Consider the following 19,487-nt stretch of genomic DNA (forward strand, 5'->3'; position numbering starts at 1 on the left):
GCACCAACCAGGGGCTGAAGATCGTGGTGGTCGGCGGATTCGGCGTCGGCAAGACCACGCTGGTGCGCGCGGTGAGCGAGATCCGCCCGCTCGACACCGAGGCCACCATGACCGATGCCGGGCTCGGCATCGACGACCCCACCGGCGCGCCGGGCAAGACCACCACCACCGTCGCCTTCGACTTCGGCCGCATCACCATCGACGCCGAGCACGTGCTCTACCTGTTCGGCGCGCCCGGCCAGGAGCGGTTCTGGTTCCTCTGGGACCGGCTCTTCGCCGGCGCGCTCGGCGCCATCGTGCTCGTCGACCGCCGCCGGATCGCCGACTCCTGGTACGCCATCGACCGGCTGGAGGCGCAGCGCACCCGATTCGTGGTGGCCTGCAACAACTTCGGCGGCGCCGCCCGGCTCGAGGAGGTGCGCGACGCGCTCGACCTGGACCCGCACGTCCCGCTGCTCGACTGCGACGCCCGCTCCCGGGATTCGGCCAAACACGTGCTCATCGCGCTGGTCGAGCACCTGTACAACACCGCCACCGGCGCGGCGCCGCCCGGGCGCGGCATCGTCGCTCCGGGGGCGCGGTTTTGACCCACTCCGAGCACCGGGCGCGCCCCGGCGCGGTGCCGCTGGTCGGCCCGCGCTTCCACACCGATCCGCAGCGGCACTACGCCGAGCTGCGGCGGGCGCACGGCCCGGTGGTCCCGGTGGAGCTGCCCGGCGACATCCCGGCGTGGTTGGTGATCGGCTATCGCGAGCTGCACCGGGTGATCACCGACACCACCCTGTTCCCGCGCGACGTCTCGCTCTGGAACCAGTGGCCGAACATCCCCGAGGACTGGCCGCTGCTGCCCATGGTCGGCAGGCACTTCACCTCGCCCGAGCAGTCGCTGCGGCACAGCGCCGTCGTCCAGCTCGCGCTGGAGTCGGTGGACGCCATCGCGCTGCGCGGCTCCGCCGAGGAGCTCACCGACCGGCTGATCGACGGCTTCTGCGCGCACGGCCGCGCCGACCTGGTCGCCGACTTCGCCGAGCTCGTCCCCGCGCTCGTGCTGGCCTGGATGCTCGGCTTCCCGCCGGACACCGGCGACGAACTGGCCCGGATCATGAAGGCCATGGCCGACGGCGGCGCCGACGCGCAGTCCGCGCACGTCGGCTTCGCCGAGCACGTCGGCCACCTGCTCGGCCGGGCCCGCGCGCACCCCGGCACCGACTTCGCCTCGCTGCTGCTCGCCCACCCGGAGGCCTTCACCGACGACGAGGAGTACGTCCTCGTGCTCATGGCGGTCATGCTCGCCGGGCACCTGACCACCGCGGACTGGCTGAGCAACACGGTGCGGCTGATGCTCACCGACGACCGCTTCGCCGCCGCGCTCGGCGCCGGGCGGCACAGCGTCGGGCAGGCCATGAACGAGGTGCTGTGGGACGACACCCCGAGCCAGATCGTGTGCGGGCGCTGGGCCGCGCAGGACACCCGGCTCGCCGACCGGGTGATCCGCCGCGGTGACCTGCTCATGCTCGGGCTCGCCGCCGCCAATGCCGACCCGCACATCCGCCAGCACATCGACGGCACCGTCGGGGAGGACCCGGTGTACTCCGGCAACCAGGCGCATTTCTCCTTCGGCTACGGCCCGCACCGCTGCCCCGACCCGGCCCAGCAGCTCGCCGAGATCATCGCGCGCACCTCGATCGAGGTACTGCTCGACCGGCTGCCCGACCTCGACCTCGCCGTCCCGGCCGCCGCCCTGACCCGGCGGCCGTCCCCGTTCCTGCGCGGCACCACCGCGCTCCCCGTCCGCTTCACCCCGGTGCCCGCGCTCGGCGGCGTCCGGTGAGCGACAGCCCTGCCCCACCCCGTCAGCTGCGGCCGCCCGGCCGCCGGACCCGCCGGAGAACCATGGTGCCCGACCTCGTCCCAGCCCTGGCCCCACCGGCGCGCGGAGCGCGCCCGTGATGCGCCCCGACAACGCCGCGCGCACCGCGGGCTGCCCGGTGAACCCGCGGGCCGCGGTGCCGCTCAGCGGTCCCCGCTTCCACACCGACCCGCACCGCCTCTACACCGAGATGCGCCGCGACCACGGCCCGGTGGTCGCGGTCGAGCTGCCCGGCGGGGTCCCGGCCTGGCTGGTGATCGGCTACCGCGAGCTGCACCAGGTGACCAGCGACCCGGAGCTCTTCCCGCGCGATGTCGGGCTGTGGAACCAGTGGCCGCACATCCCCGAGGACTGGCCGCTGCTGCCCATGGTCGGGCGGCCCATGCCCTCGATCTACTTCAGCGCCGGCGCCGAGCACCGCAGGCACCTGGCCATGGTGGAGCCCGCGCTGGAGGCGGTCGACCCGTTCGGGCTGCGCCGCACCTGCGAGCTGCTCGCCGACCGGCTCATCGACGGCTTCTGCGGCCGCGGCGAGGCCGACCTGGTCGCCGAGTACGCCGAGCCGCTTCCGGTGCTCGCGCTCGCCTGGATCCTCGGCTTCCCGGACGAGGACGGCGCCCAGCTGGCCTGGACCATGAAGACCCTCGCCGACGGCGGCGCCGACGCGCAGGCCGCCCACGGCGCCTTCGGCGAGCAGATGCAGAACCTGCTGGCACTGGCCAAATCCCGGCGCGGCGACGACCTGGTGGCCCGGCTGCTCCAGCACCACGAGCGCTTCTCCGACGAGGAGTACGTGCTCGACCTGATGGCGATCACCGCCGCCGGGCACCTGCCCACCGCGGACTGGATCGGCAACTCGGTGCGGCTCATGCTCACCGACGACCGCTTCGCCGCCGCGCTCGGCGCCGGGCGGCACAGCATCGGCCAGGCCATGAACGAGGTGCTCTGGGAGGACACCCCCACCCAGATCCTGGCCGGGCGCTGGGCCGCCCGCGACACCAGGCTCGGCGACGAGACCATCAGAGCCGGTGACATGCTGCTGCTCGGGTTGGCCGCCGCCAATGCCGACCCGCACGTGCGCCAGCACGCCGACGGCGCCGGCGGCAGCGCCGACCCGACCTACTCCGGCAACAACGCGCACTTCGCCTTCAGCCACGGCGAGTACCGCTGCCCGTACCCGGCCCAGCAGATCGCCGAGATCATCGCGCGGACCGGGCTCGAGGTGCTGCTCGACCGGCTGCCCGACCTCGATCTCGCCGTTCCGACGGGCAGCCTGGTCCGCAGGCAGTCGGCGTTCCTGCGCGGAATGACCTCTCTCCCGGTACATTTCACGCCAGTTCCTGCTGTCGGAGGTATTCTGTGACTTCATCGTGCCCGCATGCCATGCCCATCGATCCGATGGTCGGCGATCTCGCGGGTGAGACCGATCGGCTGCGCGCGGCGGGCGCGCTGACCCGGATCGAGCTGCTCGGCGTGCCCGCCTGGACGGTCACCCAGCACAACCTGGCCAGGCAGCTGCTGACCGACCCCAGGCTGGTCAAGGACATCGGCGCCTGGAAACTGTTCAGCGACGGCGTGGTCACCAGGGAGTGGCCGCTGATCGGCATGATCGATGTCAAGCGCTCGATGTTCACCGTGGACGGCGCCGAGCACCGCCGGCTCCGGATCAAGACCACCCAGGCGCTCTCCCGGCGCCGGCTGGACGCGCTGCGCCCGATCGTCGAGCGCCAGGTCGCCGAGCTGCTGGACGACCTGGAGGCGGCGGGCGCCGGTGGTGAGCCGGTCGACCTCAAGCAGGTCTTCGCCTACCCGCTGCCCATGCGGGTGGTGAGCGAGCTCATGGGCGTCCCGCACACCGACCACGAGCAGCTGCTCACCTGGTACAAGGCGTTCTTCTCGCTGCTCACCCCGCAGGACGAGCGGCTCGCCACCATCGACGAGCTCACCACCTACTACACCGCGCTGGTCCGCAAGAAGACCGCGACCCCGGCCGACGACCTCACCTCCGCGCTGATCCACGAGAACGGCGACGGCGAGCAGCCGCTCACCGAGGAGGAGGTGATCGGCAACCTGGAGGCGCTGGTCGCCGCGGGCCACGAGACCACCGTCAACCTCATCCTGGCGACCGTGCGCGCGCTGCTGAGCAACCCCGAGCAGCTGGAGCGCATCCGCGCCGAGGAGGTCTCCTGGGCCGACGCCGTCGAGGAGACGCTGCGCTTCGACGGCCCGGTCATCCACCTGCTCATGCGCTTCGCCACCGAGGACATCGTGCTCGACGAGGGCACCATCCCGGCCGGCGACGGCGTGATGATCTCCTACCGGGCCATCGGCCGCGACACCGGCGTGCACGGCGAGGACGCCGACGTCTACGACAGCGCCCGCCCGACCGCGCACCGCAATATCTCCTTCGGCTACGGCCCGCACATCTGCCCCGGCGCCACCCTGGCCCGGCTGGAGGCGGCGATCGCGCTGCCCGCGCTCTTCGCCCGCTTCCCGAACCTGCGCGCGGCGGGCGACCTCGCGGCGCTGCCGAACATGCCGGTGCTCACCCAGAACGACCTCTCCGCGCTGCCCGTCCTGCTCACCTGAGTTTCGCGCCCGCGCAGGCGGGAACTGCCCGGCGGTGCCCCGAAAAGACACCGCCGCGCAGCGGCGCGAAAGAGGCGTCGCCGCGCTCTGGCGCGCGGGAAAGGCCGCCGTTCGGCGCGGCAAGACCGGTCCGGCCGCCCGGCGGCGTGAACTCTGCCGCGTCGCGCAGCGCACCTTCGGCTGGCCGGAGCTGCGCACCGCCCAGCTCGACGCCATGCTCCCGCTCACCGCCGGCCGCGACGTGCTCGCGGTCATGCCGACCGGGGCCGGGAAATCCGCGATCTACCAGGTGCCGACGCTGCTGCTGGACGGCCCGGCGCTGATCGTCTCCCCGCTCACCGCGCTGCACCGCGACCAGGTGCAGCAGCTGGCGTCGACCGACGCGCCGGGCGCCGTCGCGATCAACGCCACCCAGTCCGCCGGAGCCACCGAGAAGGCATGGGCCGCACTGGAAGACGGCACCGCGAAGTACCTGTTCCTCGCCCCCGAGCAGCTCGCCAAGGCCGAGGTGCTCGACCGAGTGGCGGCGCTGCGGCCCGGGCTGTTCGTGGTGGACGAGGCGCACTGCGTATCCGCCTGGGGCCACGACTTCCGCCCGGACTACCTGCGCCTCGCGCACGCCGCCGAGCGGGTCGGCAGGCCGCCGGTGCTCGCGCTCACCGCCACCGCCAACGGCCCGGTGCGCGAGGACATCGCCCGGGTGCTCGAGCTGCGCGACCCCGCGACCATCGTGGCCGGCTTCGACCGCCCCAACCTCGCGCTCACCGTGCGCACCACCCGCACCGCCGACGACCGCGACACCGCCGTGCTCGACCTGGTCACCACCGGCCCGGCCCTGGTCTACACCGCCACCCGCCGCGACACCGAGCGGCTCGCCGCCGCCTTCCGCGAGCGCGGCGTCGACGCCGCCGCCTACCACGCGGGCATGAAGGCCGCCGAGCGCAACGCGGTGCACGAGCGCTTCCGCGCCGACGAAGTGGCGGTGGTCGTCGCGACCTCGGCCTTCGGCATGGGGATCGACAAGCCCGGGGTCCGGGCGGTGGTGCACGCCGCCGTCCCGGACTCGCTGGACTCCTACTACCAGCAGGTGGGCCGCGCGGGCCGGGACGGCGAGCCGGCCGAGGCGATCCTGTGCTTCCGCCCCGAGGATCTCGGGTTGCAGCGCTTCCTCACCGGGCGCCGGGTGGACGAGGAGGGGTTGCGGGCACTGGCCACCGCGCTGCGCGGCACGAAAACCGCGACCCTCACCGAGCTCACCGCGGCGTCCGGTGGCTCGCGCCGGCGCACGCTCAACAACCTGAACCTGCTCGAGGCCGCCGGCTGCGTCGAGGGCACCGCGGACGGCCGGTTCCGCGGCACCGGCGCCGACCCGGAGACCGCGCCGGAGCGCGCCGCCGAGATCGCCGAGCGCCGCAGGCGGTTCGACCGCTCCCGGCTGGAGACCATGCGCGCCTACGCCGAGACCCCGCTGTGCCGCAGGCAGTTCCTGCTCGGCTACTTCGGCGAGGTGCGCGAGGAGCCGTGCGGCAACTGCGACACCTGCGCGGCCGGCACCGCACCGCAGATCGAACCGGTGGAGGGCCCCTTCCCGGCCGGCGCGGCGGTGCGGCACCCGGAGTTCGGCGACGGCGAGGTGGTGCGGCGCGAACCGGAGACGGTGACGGTGCTCTTCACCGAGGCCGGGTACCGCAGCCTCTCGCTGCCCGCCATCGAGGAGGGCGACCTGCTGCGCGAGCGCTAACCCACCCGCATCTCGCGCAGCAGGTCCTCCAGGAAGCCGGTGCTCTCCGCGGGCGAGAGCGCCTGCACCGCGAGCCGGTTCATGACCGCGAGGTACAGCTCCACGTCGCGCTGCTTGTCCAGGTAGATGGAGCTGGTGAGCTGCTCGGTGTAGACGATGTCGGGCAGCTCCGGCTCCGGGAAGCGCAGGATGCTGAACGGCCCGCCCGCCGCCGAGTGCCCGCCCGCGGCGTAGGGCAGCACCTGGATCCGCACGTGCGCGTGCTCGGCCATCGCCACCAGGTGCGCCACCTGCTCGCGCAGCACCTCGGCGCCGCCGACCGGGCGGCGCAGCGCGTTCTCGTCCAGCACCGACCAGAGCGTCGGCGGGGCCGGCCTGGTCAGGATGCGCTGCCTGCGCATGCGCATGTCCACCCGGCGGTCGGTCTCGTCGGAGTTGCCCAGCTCGATCACCGCGCGGGCGTAGTCCGGGGTCTGCAGCAGCCCGGGGATGAACTGCGCCTCGTAGGTGCGGATGGTGGTGGCCGCCTGCTCCAGCCCGATATAGGTCTCGAACCAGCTGGGCAGCAGGTCGCTGTAGCTCTGCCACCAGCCCGGGTCGTTGGCGCGCTTGGCCATCTCCAGGTACGGCTCGCGGGCCGCCGGATCCGCGACGCCGTAGAGGGTGAGCAGATCGCGCAGGTCGCGCTCCTTGAACCCGGTGCGCCCGAGCTCCAGCCGGCTGATCTTGGCGTGCGAGCCGCGGATGGCGTACCCCGCCGCCTCCCGGCTGATCTCGCACTCCTGCCGCAGCTGGCGCAGCCTGCTGCCCAGTGCGACGCGCAGCACCGTCGGCCCCCGCTCGGCGGCGAGGAACTCCGCGAAGCCGCTGTTGTCGTCGTTGGTCATGGACCGCCTCCGGCCGGTGAACGAATACCCCTGCACGCGAAAGTCGCTCCCGGCACCCGCCATCCCCCGCGTCGCGCGCCGATACTACCGCCTCGCCCCGCGCTCGGGAGCACGGGTGAATCCCCCGTTTTTCCTTGGCATTACTGTGATTTCGCGTATCGGGCGCTTTCCGGGACATGTCCCGTACCGACCGGCCCGATTGTCAGCTATCGCGAAACCCGCTCTCCGGCACCGCGATCGGTTCCCCGGTTATCGAGCGGGGGGCGCGGCGGGTGCGTAGAGTGCCCGGCAAGCGGTGCCGGGGCGGGGTACTCGGGCGTTCTCACCGCAGCTCTGCCAGGATCAAGCGCCAGGGGGCCGACCGTGACGTCGAACGAACTCCAGCTCACCGACGGCGAGGTGGCCGACCGGCTGTCCGCCATCCTGACCAGCACCAGCATCGATCTCGCCACCTCCAGGGCAGGCGCGAACTGGTGCTCCAACGCCTTCTTCGCCGAGCGCTCCGGCGATCCCTTCCGGCTCCTGATCGTGCTCGAGGCGGGCGGCCGCACCCTCGACGCGCTGCGCGCCAACCCGAACGTCGGGGTGAAGGTGGTGCCCACCGGCTTCCTCGAGCCGTTCGCCCAGGGCGTCGGCACCGCCGCGGTGCGCACCGAACCGGAGGCGCGGGACGAGATATTCCGCACAGTGGTGGACAAGGAGCCCGCGCTGCGGCCGTTCCTCTCCGCCCCGGTCGAGGCGGTGGAGATCACCGTCGACTGGTGGCGGGTCACCCACGTCGGGGCCGGTCTGCTGCCCGGCCGGGTGCTGGAGCGCCCGGCGCCGCAGTGATGCCGATCCGGGATCAGCAAGTCTCCCAGTACATTCGGCTGTTGCCGCGGCGTCGGCGGCGCTTCTAGGCTGAGCCGGTCGCGGCGCATCGGCACCCGATCCCGCGGCCCCGCACCCGCACAGAGAGGTCCCCATGCCCGAAGTCACTCCGCAGACCGGCGTCCGCGCCCCGGTCGGCGTGGACACCACGAGGGCCAGCATCGCCCGCGTCTACGACGCCACCCTCGGCGGCAAGGACAACTACCCGATCGATCGCGAGGTGCGCGACCGGGTCGCCGAGGTCGCGCCCCGGCAGAGCGACGTGGCCAGGATGAACCGGCGCTGGCTGCACCGGGTGGTGCGCTACCTGGCGGGCACCGCGGGCATCGACCAGTTCCTCGACATCGGCGCCGGGCTGCCCACCGTCGGCAACACCCACGAGATCGCCCAGCAGCAGAACCCCGAGGCCACCGTGGTCTACGTGGACAACGACCCGGTCTGCAACGCGCACGGCCGGGTGCTGCTGGAGCAGAACGAGTTCACCCACTTCGTCCCCGCCGACCTGACCGAGCCGGACACCCTGCTGCGGCACTCCGAGGTCACCGCGCACCTCGACCTGGAGCGCCCGCTCGCGCTCATCCTCTGCGGCATCCTGCACCACGTGGACGACGCGCTCGACCCGGCGGGCATCATGCGGCACTACATCGCGGCGCTGCCCCCCGGCTCCTACGTCGGCATCACGCACTTCTACGACCCCGCCGACGGCGGCGCCGCGCACGACATGGCGCTCGAGCTGCAGCGCCGCTTCACCGAGATGGGGCTCGGCTCCGGCTGGTACCGCACCGCCGAGCAGATCGCCACCTACTTCGGCGACCTGGAGATCGTCGAGCCCGGGCTGGTCGAGCTGGACGACTGGTGGCCGCCGGGCCCCGCGCTGCGCCCCCGGCTCACCGAGGAGCGGTTGCTGCTCGGCGGCCTCGGCTACAAGCCCGGCCCGGAGCGCGCGCGGTGACCGGCTACGACGACTTCGCGGGCGACACCGTCGACCCCGCCCGCTGGCAGTTCCTCGAGGTGCCGACCGGCCCGGACGAGAGCTGGCGCTACGCCGACCCGGCCGCCGAGGTCACCGTCTCCGGCGGCGCCGTCGCGGTGCGCATCCCGGAGTTCACCCTGGCCAACCCGGCGGTGCAGATCCTGGACAACCCCAAGTTCCTCATGGTCTCCACCGCCGAGTTCGACCTCACCGCCGGGGTACGCACCTTCGGCGTGCGGATGGCCGCCACCCCCCTCGGCGCCGACGGCGCCGACTACCGCGACGGCTTCGCCGCCTTCAATGTCCTGGACATGGCGACCGCCCAGGTCTTCGACGCCATCGCCACCGGGCGGCAGGCCTACGCCATCCACGAGCGGCTCTTCGTCCCCGGCGTGGTCGACCCCGCCGACGCCTTCACCCACGTGGTGCACGCCCCGCTGGCGGGCGAGGCGGTGATGGCCGGGGAGTTCCAGCACTACGCGGTCACCATCGACCGCGCGGCCGAGCGCGTGGAGTGGCGCGCGGGCGGCGCCCTCGTCTACGCGGTGCGCGCGGCCGCGCTGCCGGAGCGGGTGCGGATCGGCTTCGGCATCATCACCCTGCACCCGCTCGCCGACGGGCGGAGCACCTCGCTGCGCGGCCAGGGGCTCGCCGCCGCCTGGCGCGATTTCACCGTCGGCTGACCGCGCGGGTCAGGCGGCGCCGGGCTTGGCCAGGCTGAACTGCATGATGTCGATGTAGCCGTCGCGGAAGAACTCCGCGCAGCCGGTCAAATACTTGATGTAGGTGTCGTAGGTCTGCGGCGAGGTGAGCGCGATCGCCTCGTCGCGGTGCGCGGCCAGCGCCTCGGCCCAGCGGTCCAGGGTGATGGCGTAGTTCGGGCCCAGCGGGTGCACCCGGGTCACCTCGAACCCGGCCCGCTCGGCGCCGTCGATCACCCACTCCGGCTGCGGGAGCTCCCCGCCCGGGAAGATCTCGCGGGCGATGAAGCGCGCGAACTCGAGCACCTCGCGGTTGATCGGCAGCCCCTTGGCCCGGATCTCGTGCCGGTCGAACTGCACGATGGTGTGCAGCAGCATCTTCCCGTCCGCCGGGAGGATGGCGTGACAGCGCTCGAAGAACTGGTCGTAGCGCTCGCGCCGGAAGTGCTCGAAGGCGCCGATGCTGACGATCCGGTCCACCGGGCGGTCGAACTCCTCCCAGCCCTGCAGCAACACCTCGGCACTGCGCCGCCCGCGGTGCGCCTCCAGCAGGTCGGCGACGTGCTCGTGCTGGTTCTTGCTCAGCGTCAGCCCGATGACGTTCGCGTCGTAGCGCTCCATGGCGCGCAGCATGACCGAGCCCCAGCCGCAGCCGACGTCGAGCAGGGTCATCCCCGGCTCGATCTCGCACTTGCCCAGCGCCAGGTCGACCTTGGCCCGCTGCGCCTCCTCCAGCGTCATGTCCGGGCGTTCGAAGTAGGCGCAGCTGTAGGTGCGGCTGGGGTCTAGAAAGAGCGCGAAGAAGTCGTCGGACAGGTCGTAGTGCGACTGGACATCGGAGTAGAACGGGGCCAAACCGGACACAACGCGCTCCTTGTTCGTCAGTGGGTCGTCGAGCACAGCTATCGATCGGCAAGCGGGCGCGCTCTACCACCATAAAAAACCGGCAAACAACCGGTTTTCGCCCCGCTGTCCGATCCGTGCAAGACGCCCCACCGGCGGCGGAGTTCACTGGCCCCATGACGTTCAGCGCGATAACCCTGGGAGTGCGAGACCTGGAACGCTCGCTGCGGTTCTACCGGGACGGCCTCGGGCTGGAGTTCCCCGGCATCATCGGCACCGAGTACGAGGGCGACGCCGAGCGGCCGGGTGGCGCCACCGCCATGCTCACGCTCGGCAACGGGCTCATCCTGTCGCTCTACGGCCGCGACGACCTGGCCAAGGACGCCGGGCTCACCCCGGAGCGGGTGACCGGGTCCGGGGTGAGCCTCGGCTGGTTCGTCGACCGGCGCGACGCCGTCGACGACCTGCTGGAGCGGGCCGCCGCGGCGGGCGGCAGCGTGGTGCGGGCTCCGCTGGAGCGGCCGTGGGGGATCTACGCCGGGTACTTCGGCGACCCCGACGGGCACCTCTGGGAGGTCGTCTACTTCCTGCCGGGCTGAGCCTACCGGCGCTGCCGCTCCGATTCCGGAAGCGGCTCCAGCCCGCGCAGCGCGGGCGGGAGCTCGCCGCGGTGCAGCACCCCGAGCCGCTGGGTGGCGCGGGTGAGCGCGACGTAGAGCTCGGCGGCGCCGCGCGGGCCGTCGGCCAGGATCGCCGCCGGCTCCACCACCAGCACCGCGTCGTACTCCAGCCCCTTGGTCGCGGCGGCGGGCACCGCGCCGGGCACCCACGGCGGCCCGATCACCACGGCGGTTCCGGGCCGCGCGGCCTCCGCGCGCTCGAATTCCGCCACCGCCTCGGCGATCTCGTCCGCGGCGAGCCGCCGGGACCAGGGCCGGACCCCGGAGGCCCGCACCGACTCCGGCGGGCGCACCGCGGGCGCGAACTCGGCGAGCACCGCCGCCGCGATCCCCATGATCTCCGCCGGGGTCCGGTAGTTCACGGTGAGCGGCCGGTATCGCCAGCGCCCCGGCACGTACCGGTCGAGCACCGCACCCCAGCTCGTGGCCCCGGCCGGGGAGCGGCGCTGCGCCAGATCGCCGACGATGGTGAAGGAGTGGCTCGGGCAGCGCCGCATGAGCACCCGCCAGTCCATCTCGGAGAGCTCCTGCGCCTCGTCCACGACCACGTGCCGGTAGGTCCAGTCCCGGTCGGCGGCGGCGCGCTCGGCCAGGTCGCGGGTGTCGCGCTCGACGAAGCGCTCGGCCAGATCGGTGCCGTAGAGCAGGTCCGAGGCGAAGAGGTGGTCCTCGTCGTCCATGGAGTCCTCCCGGCTCACCAGGATGTCGAGCACACCGGCGGCGTAGGCGGCCTCGGCGCGCTCCGCCCGCTCGGCCGCGCCGTCGCCGGGGTGGACCGGGCCGAGCAGGTCGGCCAGCTCGTCCAGCAGCGGCACGTCGGAGACGGTCCAGGCGGTGCCGTCGGCGCGCAGCAGCGCCGGGTCGGCGCCCGCCGCGGCCAGCCGCTCCGGCGATTCGTAGAGCGCGGCGAGCAGCTGCCGCGGGGTCAGGAGCGGCCACAGCTGGTCCACGGCGGCGGTGAAGGTCTCCAGCTCGGCCAGCTCGGCGGTCAGATCGGCGCGCAGGTTCGCCCACGCCTCGCGGTCGTCGCGGGTGAGCCAGCCCCGGCCGACCCGGGCGGCGGCCCGCTCGGTGAGCACGTAGCTCACGATCTCGGTCCAGACCGCGCGCGCCTCGTTGTGCGGCCGCCCGCTCTCCCGCGCCTCCTGCCGCGCCCACGCCACGGTGTCGGCGTCGAGCCGGACCGTGACATCGCGCAGTGCGAACTCGATCGGGTGCTCCGGCAGCGGCTGCCGGTCGGCCACCGCGGCGGCCAGCACCGGCAGGATGTCGAGCGAGCCCTTGAGCCGGGCCGCCGCCGGGGTGTCCTCGGCGGTGACACGCAGCCCGGGCACCAGGTCGCCGGTGGTGGTGAAGACGACGTTCGTCTCGCCGAGCGCGGGCAGCACCCGGCCGATGTGCCGCAGGAAGGCCGGGTTCGGCCCGACCACGAGCACCCCGTTGCGCTCCAGCTGCGCGCGCTGCGTGTAGAGCAGGTAGGCGACCCGGTGCAGCGCGACCACGGTCTTGCCGGTGCCCGGACCGCCCTCGATCACCAGCACCCCGGAGTGCGCGAGCCGGATGATCTCGTCCTGCTCGGCCTGGATGGTCGCGACGATGTCGCGCATGCCGGCCCCGCGCGGCGCGTTCACCGCCGCCAGCAGCGCCGCGTCCCCGCCCTCGCCCGCGCCGGGACGGCCGAGCACCTCGTCGGTGAAGGCGGTGACGGCGCGGCCGCGGGTGTGGAACTGCCGCCTGCGCCGCATGTTCTCCGGGTGCGCGGCGGTGGCCACGTAGAACGGCCGCGCCGCCGGCGCCCGCCAGTCCAGCAGCAGCGGCTCGAATTCGGCGGACTCGTCGAACAAGCCGATGCGCCCGATATAGGACCGCGCTCCGTCCGCGCTGTCCAGCCGCCCGAAGCACAGCCCGTTGTCCGCGACGTTCAGCCGCGCGACCTCCCGGCCGAGCGTGCGCACCTCGGCATCGCGCTCCAGCGGGGAATTGCCCTCCGCCCGCAGCGCCGCGGCGTGGCGCTCGCGGGTGCGGGCGCGCTCGGCGTCCAGCCGTTCGTAGAGCCCGGCGACGTACCCCTGCTCGGCGCGCAGCTCCGCGTCGTACCCCTCGGCAGTCATGCCCCTCACTTCCCGCGTTTCCGCAGCTTCCGGCTCCGGCGGGCTATTGTGCGGGAGTACCGGGGCCTTGCCGCAAGCCCGGGGGTCCGCGATAGAATGAGGACGGGAACGAGACGTGCGCATGCCTTCGGAGCTTCCCGACACCCCCTTCGCCCTGGTCGATCTCGGCCGCGTCGACCGCAATGCCGCCCGGCTGCGCGATCGGCTCGACGGGCTCGGCGTTCCGCTGCGGCTGCACGTCAAGACGGTCAAGTCCGCGGAGCTGGTCCGGCGGGTGCACGGCCGCGCGCCCATCACCGTCTCCACGCTCGCCGAGGCCGAGTACTTCGCCGACGCCGGCTACCACGACATCGTCTACGCCGTCGGGATCGCACCGAACAAGCTGGCCAGGGTGGCCGCGCTGCGGGCGCGCGGGGTCGCGCTCACCGTGCTGCTGGACAGCCTCGACCAGGCGCGGGCCGTCGCGGCGGCGGGGATTCCGGCGCTGATCGAGATCGACGCGGACGGCAGCCGCGCCGGGCTGCGCCCGGACGACCCGCTGCTCCCGGAGATCGGCGCGGTGCTCGGCGACCGGCTGGCCGGGGTGCTCACCCACGCGGGCGGCTCCTACCACGCCTTCACCCCCGAGGCGCAGGCCGCGGCGGCGCGCGGCGAGCGGGACGCCGTCGTCGGTGCGGCGGAGGTGCTGCGCGCGGCGGGGCACGGCTGCCCGGTGGTGAGCCTCGGCTCCACCCCGACCGCGCACACCGTGCGCGACCTCACCGGCGTCACCGAGGTCAGGGCGGGCGTCTACCTCTTCTTCGACCTGGTGATGGCCGGGCTCGGCATCTGCACCCTCGACGACCTGGCGCTCTCGGTGGTCGTCACCGTGATCGGGCACCGGCCGGACAGGGGCTGGATCCTCACCGACGGCGGCTGGATGGCGCTCTCCCGCGACCGCGGCACCGCCGAGCAGCCGGTCGACCAGGGGTACGGCCTGGTCACCGACCTCGCCGGAGCCCCGCTCCCGGACCTGCTCGTGACCGGCGCCAGCCAGGAGCACGGCGTGCTCGCGCTGCGCCCCGGCAGCGGCCGCCCGCTGCCCGCGCTGCCGGTCGGCACCCGGCTGCGGGTGCTGCCCAACCACGCCTGCGCCACCGCCGCGCAGTACCAGCGCTACCACGTGCTGGAGGACGGCGCGCTCACGCCGCTGCCGCGGCACGGCGGCTGGTGAATCAGCCGCCGCGCAGGGCGCTCTCGACCCGCTCGGTGGCGGCGGCGTCCCAGCCGGGCGGATCCAGGATCCGCGCCCAGAGCTGGGCGGCCTCGGGGCCGTAGCTGTGGCCGAACCCGGCGGGTACCTCGGCGGAGAAGACCATGTCCAGCGTCACCTGCCAGAAGGTGACGACCGGGATCCAGCGCATGCCGGGGTCGACGTCGGGGCCGAGCGGCTCGCGCAGCCAGTCCGGGCGGTGCCACAGCAGCTCGAACGACCACCAGGTGATCGGGTCGCTGGCATGCTGCCAGAACACCAGCCGCGGGAACTCCCACGGCGCCGGGAGCGCGGCGTCCTCCGGGCGGGAGGCGAAGCGGATGTGCTCGCCGCCGTCCACCACCGGGAGTCGCTCGAGCGAGCCCGGGTCGCGCTCGGCGGTGATCCGGCCCCAGGGCTCGGCGAAGTTCGGGGTGCCGACCAGCAGCGCGCCGTCGGTGCGGGCCACCAGGTCCGGGCCGGAGGCGAAGGCGGACTGGCCGCCGTAGGAGCCGAGGCTCTCGCCGAAGACCATCAGCCGCGGCCGCCGGTCCTCCGGCCGCGCCGCCCACGCCTTGGACACCGCCTCGAACAGCGCCCGCCCGGCCACCTGCGGCGTCTCCCGGTCGGCGATGAAGGCGAGCGGGCTGGGCAGGTAGGAGTACTGCATGGCGGCGATGGCGGTGTCGCCGCCGCCCACGTACTCGAAGCTCGACGCCACATTGCCGTTCACCCAGCCGCGCCCGGTGGTGGTGACCACCGCGAGCACCCGGCGGTCGAAGCCGCCGGTGCGCTCCAGCTCGGCGACGACCCGATCCGCGACGCCCGCGACGGTGTCGGCGGACTCGCGGCCCGCGTACACCCGGATCGGGGTGCGGGCGGGCGCGCCGGTGACCGCGGCGATCCGCTCGGCGCTCGGGCCGCCCGCCACGAAGGTGCGGCCCTCCTTGCCCAGCGAATCCCAGGGCTCGGCCGAGGCGGGCGAGCCGGAGCGCTCGGGGCTCCGCGGCTGCTCGACGCCCTCCGCGGTGCCCTGATCGGCGATCTTGGCCGACTCCTCGGCCGCCCCGAGCAGCCCGCGGTACAGCGCGCCGTTGAGCAGCACCACCACGACCACCGCCACCAGCACCACCGCGGCGAGCCGGGCCACCGGCGCCGGGAGCCAGCGGCCGCCGAGCCGGGTCAGCCCCGCGGCCGCGGCGCGCAGCCCGCGCCCCGCGGCGAGCAGCAGCACCGCGACGACCACCGCGATCAGCAGCACCAGCAGGTAGTAGGAGCGCTCCGCGCGCGGAACCCCGACCAGGTCGCGGATGATCTGCTGCCACCACGAGCCGAGGACGAGGAACAGCGGCACCAGGATCGCCGCCGCGGCGGCCAGCGTCCACCAGCCGATCCGCCGGGTGCGCGCCGACCACTCCGGTTCGACGCCGCAGCGCCGGATCACCCAGGCGATGAGCACGCCGATCCCGTACCCGGCGATCATCGACAGCCCCGTCGCCACGCCCTGCAGGTACCAGACCCGCGGCAGCAGCGACGGCGTCATGGACCAGACGAAGAACAGCAGCGCCCAGGCCAGCCCGACCGGGTGCGGGGCGCGCAGGAAACCCTGCCGGGGCGACGTTTCCACGTCGGGCGAATCGAGCACGGCCATGCTCCTTCCGGGGCGCGACCGGCGGAGTCCGGGCACGATCGCGTGTGAGCAGGGTACACAGCCGCGCGGTGTTCACCGGCCGTTCGCGCGGAGCGGCGCCCCGATTGCCGTTCGGGTTTCGGTGCCTGCGTGCGCCGGGTAGTCGGTGTAGCCGCGGGCATCCCGGCCGTAGAGCCGCTCTGCGCGGATCGCCGCGAGCGGCAGCCCGTGCGCGATCCGGTGCACCAGGTCGGGGTTGGCGATCCAGGCGCGGCCGAAGGAGATCAGGTCGGCGTGCCCGGCGCGCAGCGCCGCTTCCGCGCTCGCCGCGTCGGTCGGCGCCCGGTTCTCGCCGATATTGCCGATCAGCGTGCCGTGCCAGCGCGGCCGCAGATCGGCCAGCGCCCGGTACCGGTCGTTGTCGGTGAGGTGCAGGTAGGCCAGCCCGCGCCGGTCCAGTTCGGCGACGAGGGCGCGGTACAGCGGCGCGGGGTCGGCTTCGGCCATGTGGAACTGCGGATTGCCCGGCGAGAGCCGGATGGCGGTGCGCCGCGCGCCGATCGCCGCGGCGACCGCGTCCACGACGGCGAGCGGGGCGCGCAGGCGGTTCGCGATCGAGCCGCCGTACTCGTCGGTGCGCAGGTTGGTGTTGTCGGCCAGGAACTGGTGCAGCAGGTAGCTGTTCGCGCCGTGCAGCTCCACCGCGTCGAACCCGGCGGCGACGGCATTGCGCGCGGCGGCCGCGAACTGTCCCGGCAGCGCGCGGATCTCGTCCCGGGTCAGTGCGGCGGGCACGATCGGCGCCGCCTTGCCGCCCGCGATCAGGTGCACCGGCTCCGGATCCACCACCGCCGACGGCCCGGCGGGGTGCGAGCCGTCGATCCGCCCGCGCGGGTGGTTCTTCCGGCCGCCGTGCATGAGCTGGGCGACGATCCGGCCGCCGCGCGCGTGCACGGCCGCGGTCACCACCCGCCAGGCCTCGATGTGCGCGGCGGTCTGCAGGCCGGGGACCCAGGCCTCGCTCTGCCCGGTGGAGTGCGGCCAGATGCCCTCGGTGACGATCAGCCCGGCGGCGGCGCGCTGGGCGTAGAAATCGGCGACATCGGCGGTCGGCGAGCCGTCCGGGTGCGAGCGCAGCCGGGTCATCGGGGCGAGCACGATGCGGTTCGGCAGGGTCAGGTCGGCGGTGCGGTACTCGGTCAGCAGGTACATGTGCCGTACGCTAGAACCTCACATTGATGTCAGGTCAAGGGAGCTGTGATGCGGATCGGCGAACTGGCCGCGCGCACCGGGGTCAGCGTGCGCTCGCTGCGCTACTACGAGGAACGCGGGCTGCTGCACGCCGAGCGCGGCTCCGGCGGGCAGCGGGAGTACGACGAGACCGCGGTGACCAGGGTCGAGCGGATCCAGCAGATGTTCGCGGCCGGGCTGAACAGCGACACCGTCGGCGAACTGCTCCCCTGCATCCACGATGCCGACGGCACCCCCAACGCCGCCGCCACCCCCTTCCTGGTGGACAAGCTCACCGCCGAGCGCGCGCGCATCGACCGCGCGCTGCACGACCTGCGGCACACCCGCGAGGTCCTGGACGCGGTGCTGCGCGCGGCGGGCGGGGACTCCGCGTGAGCGCCGAGCGCTACCTGGCCTTCGCCGAGCGAGAGGCCCGCGGCGAGTCCCCGGTGTACGAGGAATGGGCGACGAGCGTCGCCACCGACGCCTCCGCGCAGGCGCTGATCGGCACGCTGCCCGCCGATAAGCGGCAGCCCAACCTGATCCTCGCCGCCGCGCGGCTGCACGGCGCCGACGGCATCGCGGCGGAGCGATTCCCGGCCTGGCTGGTGCAGCACTGGCCCGCCGTCCGGGCCACCGCGCTGGCCCGGCGCACGCAGACCAACGAGGTCGGCCGGGCGGCGGTGCTGCTGCCCGCGCTGGCCCGGTTCGCCGGGCCGCTGGCGCTGATCGAGGTCGGCGCCTCGGCCGGGCTGTGCCTGTACCCGGACCGCTTCGGCTACGACTACGCCGGTGGGCCGCGCCTGGAGCCGGCGGACGGCCCGTCGGCGGTCCGGCTGGCGTGCACGGCGACCGGGCCGGTCCCCTTCCCCGCCCGGCTACCGCAGGTCGCGCACCGGGCCGGGATCGACCTGCACCCGCTGAACCCCGCCGACCCGGACGACCGGCGCTGGCTGGAGACCCTGGTCTGGCCGGGGCAGGCCGCGCGGGTGGAGCGGCTGCGCGCCGCGCTCGACATCGCCGCCGCCGAGCCGCCCAGGCTCATCGCGGGCGATCTCAACGAGCACCTGGCCGACCTCGTGCACGAACTCGCCTCGGCCGCCACCGTCGTCGTCTTCCACAGCGCCGTCCTCGGCTACCTGAGCCCGCCGGAGCGGGAACGCTTCCGCCGCACCGTCACCGGCCTCCCCTGCCACTGGGTCTCCAACGAGGCGCCCGGCGTCTTCCCGGACTTCGCGCCGGAGCCGCCACCACGGCAGTTCGTGCTCGCGGTGGACCAGCGCGCGGTGGCGTTCACCGGGCCGCACGGGCAGTCGCTGCACTGGATTCAGTAGTAGACCGGGCCCGGGACACCGCCGCCCGCGGCGATGGCGTCGCCGGTCAGGGCGATACTGCGCGGCGAGGCGAGGAAGGTGACGACATCGGCGACCTCGCTCGCGTCGATGATCCGGCGGATGGAGTTCTGCGCCAGCGCGGATTCGAGTTCGGCCACCTCGGTGCCGGACTCGGCGGCCTGCGCGGCGAGCCGGTCGGTGAGCCGCTCGGTGCGGGTGCGGCCGGGGTGCACGACGGTGACATTGACCCCGTGCGGGCCGAGCTCGTCGGCCAGGTTCTTGGTGAGCGCGGAGACGCCGACATTGCGGATGGTCTGCGCGATGGAGTTGGCCTGGCGGGCACCGAGACCGCTGATATTGATGATCCGGCCCCAGCCCTGCGCCACCAGGTGCGGCGCCACCGCGCGGGCGGTGCGCAGGTAGCCGAGCACCTTGATCTCCACCTCGTGGCGCACCAGCTCGTCGGAGGTGGCGGCGAGGTCGGCGGGGGCGCCCGCGCTCCACGGGGTGGCGGCCGAGTTCACCAGGATGTCGACGCCGCCGAACTCGGCGACGGTCCGCTCGACCAGGGCGCGCACCTGCTCGTCGTCGCCGGTGTCGGTCGGCACCGCGAGCACGCGCCGCCCGCTCTCGGCGGCCAGCGTCCGCGCCGCCTCGGCCAGCGGCTCGGCCGAGCGGGCGGCGAGCACCAGGTCGACGCCCTCCGCCGCCAGCCCGCGGGCAACGGCCAGCCCGATCCCCTTGCTGCCACCGGTCACGATGGCGCGCTTACCCTCCAGATGCAGCTCCACGCGGCC

Annotated in this window: 18 protein-coding genes; 12 read left to right on the forward strand and 6 right to left on the reverse strand. The window is 73.8% G+C overall.

The genetic code is table 11. The annotated features are described in order from the left end of the window. Nucleotides 1–14 precede the first annotated feature (14 nt). The 5 genes from AB0H71_RS03875 to AB0H71_RS03895 all read left to right on the forward strand — a co-directional run bounded on the left by AB0H71_RS03875 (nucleotide 15) and on the right by AB0H71_RS03895 (nucleotide 6,200). Entirely contained in the window at nucleotides 15–587 is a 573-nt protein-coding gene (locus AB0H71_RS03875) for an ATP/GTP-binding protein (RefSeq protein ID WP_357016148.1), read from the forward strand. Beyond that, nucleotides 584–1,831: a cytochrome P450 gene (locus tag AB0H71_RS03880; RefSeq protein ID WP_357014556.1), complete on the forward strand. Its 1,248-nt coding sequence runs from the start codon at nucleotides 584–586 to the stop codon at nucleotides 1,829–1,831. The genes AB0H71_RS03875 and AB0H71_RS03880 overlap by 4 nt, the downstream gene beginning before the upstream one ends. A gap of 118 nt (nucleotides 1,832–1,949) precedes the next feature. Continuing rightward, a complete protein-coding gene (locus AB0H71_RS03885) occupies nucleotides 1,950–3,233 on the forward strand; it encodes a cytochrome P450 (protein ID WP_357016150.1) in 1,284 nt (427 codons plus the stop codon). A 20-nt stretch (nucleotides 3,234–3,253) separates the two neighbouring features. Beyond that, complete coding sequence (locus tag AB0H71_RS03890) at nucleotides 3,254–4,459, forward strand: cytochrome P450 (RefSeq protein ID WP_357014558.1); 1,206 nt, start codon at nucleotides 3,254–3,256, stop codon at nucleotides 4,457–4,459. A 34-nt stretch (nucleotides 4,460–4,493) separates the two neighbouring features. After that, on the forward strand, nucleotides 4,494–6,200 hold the full coding sequence (locus AB0H71_RS03895; RefSeq protein ID WP_357014560.1) for a RecQ family ATP-dependent DNA helicase: 1,707 nt from the start codon (nucleotides 4,494–4,496) through the stop codon (nucleotides 6,198–6,200). Here the strand turns inward: AB0H71_RS03895 and AB0H71_RS03900 are convergent. Then, on the reverse strand, nucleotides 6,197–7,087 hold the full coding sequence (locus AB0H71_RS03900) for a helix-turn-helix transcriptional regulator (RefSeq protein WP_357014561.1): 891 nt from the start codon (nucleotides 7,085–7,087) through the stop codon (nucleotides 6,197–6,199). The two genes, AB0H71_RS03895 and AB0H71_RS03900, sit on opposite strands and share 4 nt — an antisense overlap. A 363-nt stretch (nucleotides 7,088–7,450) precedes the next feature. Between AB0H71_RS03900 and AB0H71_RS03905 the strand changes: the two genes are divergently transcribed. The 3 genes from AB0H71_RS03905 (at nucleotide 7,451) to AB0H71_RS03915 (ending at nucleotide 9,613) form a co-directional block, all read left to right on the forward strand. Beyond that, nucleotides 7,451–7,918, forward strand: coding sequence for a hypothetical protein (locus tag AB0H71_RS03905; RefSeq protein WP_357014563.1), 468 nt, complete (start codon nucleotides 7,451–7,453; stop codon nucleotides 7,916–7,918). A gap of 133 nt (nucleotides 7,919–8,051) precedes the next feature. Further along, the gene (locus AB0H71_RS03910; RefSeq protein ID WP_357014564.1) at nucleotides 8,052–8,909 is read left to right on the forward strand and encodes an SAM-dependent methyltransferase; all 858 of its coding nucleotides are present in this window, start codon (nucleotides 8,052–8,054) and stop codon (nucleotides 8,907–8,909) included. Continuing rightward, complete coding sequence (locus AB0H71_RS03915) at nucleotides 8,906–9,613, forward strand: DUF6081 family protein (protein ID WP_357014566.1); 708 nt, start codon at nucleotides 8,906–8,908, stop codon at nucleotides 9,611–9,613. The genes AB0H71_RS03910 and AB0H71_RS03915 overlap by 4 nt, the downstream gene beginning before the upstream one ends. 9 nt (nucleotides 9,614–9,622) lie before the next feature. Here the strand turns inward: AB0H71_RS03915 and AB0H71_RS03920 are convergent, their stop codons facing one another. Beyond that, nucleotides 9,623–10,495 carry a cyclopropane mycolic acid synthase family methyltransferase gene (locus AB0H71_RS03920; RefSeq protein WP_357014568.1) on the reverse strand — a complete coding sequence of 291 codons (873 nt, stop codon included), beginning with the start codon at nucleotides 10,493–10,495 and terminating at the stop codon, nucleotides 9,623–9,625. A gap of 155 nt (nucleotides 10,496–10,650) precedes the next feature. Here AB0H71_RS03920 and AB0H71_RS03925 point away from each other — a divergent pair, with 155 nt between their 5' ends. Continuing rightward, a complete protein-coding gene (locus AB0H71_RS03925; protein WP_357014570.1) occupies nucleotides 10,651–11,073 on the forward strand; it encodes a VOC family protein in 423 nt (140 codons plus the stop codon). Nucleotides 11,074–11,075: 2 nt separating this feature from the next. Here the strand turns inward: AB0H71_RS03925 and helR are convergent, their stop codons facing one another. Continuing rightward, nucleotides 11,076–13,265, reverse strand: coding sequence for an RNA polymerase recycling motor ATPase HelR (gene helR, locus AB0H71_RS03930; protein ID WP_357014571.1), 2,190 nt, complete (start codon nucleotides 13,263–13,265; stop codon nucleotides 11,076–11,078). 121 nt (nucleotides 13,266–13,386) lie between these two features. Between helR and AB0H71_RS03935 the strand changes: the two genes are divergently transcribed. Further along, the gene (locus AB0H71_RS03935) at nucleotides 13,387–14,478 is read left to right on the forward strand and encodes an alanine racemase (RefSeq protein WP_357014573.1); all 1,092 of its coding nucleotides are present in this window, start codon (nucleotides 13,387–13,389) and stop codon (nucleotides 14,476–14,478) included. Between the two features lies 1 nt (nucleotide 14,479). Here AB0H71_RS03935 and AB0H71_RS03940 read toward each other — a convergent pair whose 3' ends face one another. Both AB0H71_RS03940 and AB0H71_RS03945 read right to left on the reverse strand, forming a co-directional pair. Next, a complete protein-coding gene (locus AB0H71_RS03940; protein ID WP_357014575.1) occupies nucleotides 14,480–16,141 on the reverse strand; it encodes an alpha/beta hydrolase in 1,662 nt (553 codons plus the stop codon). Nucleotides 16,142–16,219: 78 nt separating this feature from the next. Continuing rightward, nucleotides 16,220–17,338 (reverse strand): alkene reductase, encoded by a 1,119-nt coding sequence (locus AB0H71_RS03945; protein WP_357014577.1) that lies wholly within the window; start codon nucleotides 17,336–17,338, stop codon nucleotides 16,220–16,222. 48 nt (nucleotides 17,339–17,386) lie between these two features. On the opposite strand from AB0H71_RS03945, the gene AB0H71_RS03950 reads away from it, so the two are divergent. Both AB0H71_RS03950 and AB0H71_RS03955 read left to right on the forward strand, forming a co-directional pair. Next, on the forward strand, nucleotides 17,387–17,752 hold the full coding sequence (locus AB0H71_RS03950; RefSeq protein ID WP_357014578.1) for a MerR family transcriptional regulator: 366 nt from the start codon (nucleotides 17,387–17,389) through the stop codon (nucleotides 17,750–17,752). Continuing rightward, nucleotides 17,749–18,690, forward strand: a complete 942-nt coding sequence (locus tag AB0H71_RS03955; protein WP_357014580.1) for a DUF2332 domain-containing protein — start codon at nucleotides 17,749–17,751, stop codon at nucleotides 18,688–18,690. The genes AB0H71_RS03950 and AB0H71_RS03955 overlap by 4 nt, the downstream gene beginning before the upstream one ends. Here the strand turns inward: AB0H71_RS03955 and AB0H71_RS03960 are convergent. Continuing rightward, on the reverse strand, nucleotides 18,684–19,481 hold the full coding sequence (locus AB0H71_RS03960; protein ID WP_357014582.1) for an SDR family NAD(P)-dependent oxidoreductase: 798 nt from the start codon (nucleotides 19,479–19,481) through the stop codon (nucleotides 18,684–18,686). The two genes, AB0H71_RS03955 and AB0H71_RS03960, sit on opposite strands and share 7 nt — an antisense overlap. Nucleotides 19,482–19,487: the final 6 nt, after the last annotated feature.

The organism is Nocardia sp. NPDC050697 (genome assembly GCF_040654395.1).
Classification (GTDB): domain Bacteria; phylum Actinomycetota; class Actinomycetes; order Mycobacteriales; family Mycobacteriaceae; genus Nocardia.

Coding starts and splice junctions, on each gene's coding strand:
- AB0H71_RS03885 (WP_357016150.1), top strand. CDS start 1,950: ATGCGCCCCGACAACGCCGCGCGCACCGCGGGCTGCCCGGTGAACCCG.
- AB0H71_RS03890 (WP_357014558.1), top strand. CDS start 3,254: ATGCCCATCGATCCGATGGTCGGCGATCTCGCGGGTGAGACCGATCGG.
- AB0H71_RS03900 (WP_357014561.1), bottom strand. CDS start 7,087: ATGACCAACGACGACAACAGCGGCTTCGCGGAGTTCCTCGCCGCCGAG.
- AB0H71_RS03910 (WP_357014564.1), top strand. CDS start 8,052: ATGCCCGAAGTCACTCCGCAGACCGGCGTCCGCGCCCCGGTCGGCGTG.
- AB0H71_RS03925 (WP_357014570.1), top strand. CDS start 10,651: ATGACGTTCAGCGCGATAACCCTGGGAGTGCGAGACCTGGAACGCTCG.
- helR (WP_357014571.1), bottom strand. CDS start 13,265: ATGACTGCCGAGGGGTACGACGCGGAGCTGCGCGCCGAGCAGGGGTAC.
- AB0H71_RS03935 (WP_357014573.1), top strand. CDS start 13,387: ATGCCTTCGGAGCTTCCCGACACCCCCTTCGCCCTGGTCGATCTCGGC.
- AB0H71_RS03945 (WP_357014577.1), bottom strand. CDS start 17,338: ATGTACCTGCTGACCGAGTACCGCACCGCCGACCTGACCCTGCCGAAC.
- AB0H71_RS03950 (WP_357014578.1), top strand. CDS start 17,387: ATGCGGATCGGCGAACTGGCCGCGCGCACCGGGGTCAGCGTGCGCTCG.